At 54.3% G+C, this 2,712-nt stretch carries 1 protein-coding gene; it reads left to right on the plus strand.

The features are described from left to right. A partial coding sequence (locus AC5V8P_RS24975; RefSeq protein ID WP_495473996.1) for an amino acid adenylation domain-containing protein occupies positions 1-2,712 on the plus strand: 2,712 nt, incomplete at both ends.

Raw genomic sequence — 2,712 nt, forward strand, 5'->3', positions numbered from 1 at the left:
ACCATTCACATGAGCTTTGGTTATAATGCCCTCGCCTTTGAACGGGAAAGTGTAGAGCAAATTCGAGGTCATCTGGTACAGCTCCTGGAGCAGGTGATAGCGAATCCGGACATCTCCGTACAGGAGCTGGATATGGTAACCGCACAGGAGCGTAAGCAGATCGTTGAGGTCTGGGGCAATACAGCAGCAGTCTATCCAAGCGAGCAAACGATTCACGGCTTGTTCGAGGCGCAAACTGCGCAGACGCCGGAGCAGCCAGCGTTGTACTTCGAAGGGGAGCAGCTGACTTATCGTGAGCTGAATGAACGCGCCAATCGATTAGCTCGTACCTTGCGGAGTCAAGGGGTGACGAAGGATCGTCTGGTGGGACTGATGACCGAGCGTTCGGTGGACATGATCGTGGGCATCTTCGGGATTTTAAAAGCTGGGGGCGCATATGTCCCAATCGATCCGGCCTATCCAGAAGAGCGTATTCGCTACATGCTGGACGACTCGGGAGCGAAACTGCTGTTGACACAAAGTCATCTGGTGGACAAATCAGCTATCGATGGTCAAGTGCTGGTATTGGATGGGGAACAAAGTGTGTATCACGAGGATGGTTCTAATCTGGAGCCGCTGTCGGGTCCGAACGATCTGGCGTATGTCATCTATACGTCGGGGACAACCGGGCAACCGAAGGGCGTGATGCTGGAGCACCACGGACTGTGCAATCTGAAAACGTATTTTGATCAGACACTTCAGATCCGTATGTCGGATCATGCGCTGCTATTTGCCAGCTACTCGTTTGACGCGGCTTGCTGGGAAATCTTCCAGGCGCTGTTCTGCGGAGCCACGTTGTACGTGCCAACGACAGAGACGATTTTGAACTACGAGCGGTTTGAGCAATATATGGCGGATCACCGGATTACCGTGGCCGCTTTGCCGCCGACTTATGCGGTGTATTTGGAGCCGGGGCGGATGCCGCACCTGCGTATTTTGTTCACTGCGGGTTCAGCCTCATCCACCGAGCTGGTATACAAGTGGAAGGATCAGGTGGCGTACTATAACGGTTACGGGCCAACTGAAAACTCAGTTGCGACTTCGATCTGGCCGGTATCCGAGGATGCGAGAGCAGGCCAACTCATTTCCATTGGACGCCCTGTGCCCAATCACCGGGTATACATGGTGGATATGGATGGACATTTGGCGCCGGTCGGCGTAGCGGGTGAACTGTGCGTATCCGGTCCGGGCCTGGCGCGGGGGTATCTAGATCGCCCAGAACTGACGGCCGAGAAATTTGTAGCGAACCCGTTTGCGGCGGGTGAAGCCGGCTATGAGCGGATGTACCGGACGGGAGACTTGGCAAGATGGATGCCAGACGGCAACATCGAATATTTGGGCCGGATCGATCATCAGGTGAAAATCCGGGGCTACCGGATCGAGCTGGGCGAGGTCGAGGCACAGATTCTGAAAGTGGAAGACGTGCAAGAGGTCATCGTACTGGCCCAAGCGGACGAGCAAGGGCAAAACCAACTGGTGGCGTACTTGGTTGCTGAAAGAGAAGTAAGCGCGGGTGAGCTGCGCAGCTTGCTGGGTGAAGAATTACCCAACTACATGGTGCCTTCGTACTTTATTCAGCTGGAGCAGATGCCACTGACACCGAACGGTAAAATCGACCGCAAGGCCTTGCCAGCACCGGAAGGCAGATTGCAAAGCGGAGCAGATTATGTAGCGCCGCGCACAGCGCTGGAGCAGACGTTAGCTTCCATTTGGCAGGGGGTATTAGGAGCAAAGAGCGTCGGCATTCTGGATAATTTCTTTGATCTGGGCGGGGATTCGATCAAAGCGATCCAGGTATCCTCCCGTCTGCTGCAAGCGGGCTACAAGCTGGATATGAAGGATTTGTTCCAATATCCGTCCATTTCGCTGCTGAGCGGTCATGTACACAACGTTAGCCGTACAGCCGATCAGGGTGAAGTTTCGGGCAGCGTCAAGCTGACCCCGATCCAGCAATGGTTCTTTGAACTATCGTCGGCAGAGCCGCATTATTTCAACCAGTCAGTGATGCTGCACAAAGCGGAAGGTTTCGATCTAGACGCATTGCATCGCACGGTGACCAAGGTGACGGAGCATCATGATGCGCTACGTATGGTCTTCCGTCAGACCGAACAGGGCTATGAAGCATGGAATCGCGGTGTGAACGAAGGCGAGCTGTATCATCTGGACGTTGTGGATTTGATGGATGTGCAAAACATGGCAGAGGTGGCAGCCGCCATTGAAAGGAAGGCGAGTGCCATCCAAAGCTCCATTCGTCTGGATGAAGGACCGCTGGTGAAGCTGGGGCTTTTCCGCTGCATGGATGGAGATCATTTACTGATCGCCATTCACCATTTGGTCGTAGACGGCATTTCATGGCGGATTGTGTTTGAGGATTTTGCGACTGGATATGAACAAGCCGTTCGGGGAGAAGCGATTCGCTTGCCATATAAAACGGATTCGTTCTCTGCTTGGGCAGAGCGGTTGTCTCAATATGCGAACAGTCCGGCCGTCGAAAATGAACGCGAATACTGGCAGCGTCTTGCCCACATCGAAGTCGCATCGCTGCCTAAGGATCAAGAAAGAGCGGCCGGACAGCCTTTGCTGGTCAGAGACAGTGAGACGGTGACCGTGGCTTGGAGCGAACAGGAAACCCGATTGCTGCTTCAGGAATCGCACCGGGCGTACAACACCGAG

This window comes from Paenibacillus sp. N119s, assembly GCF_059447605.1.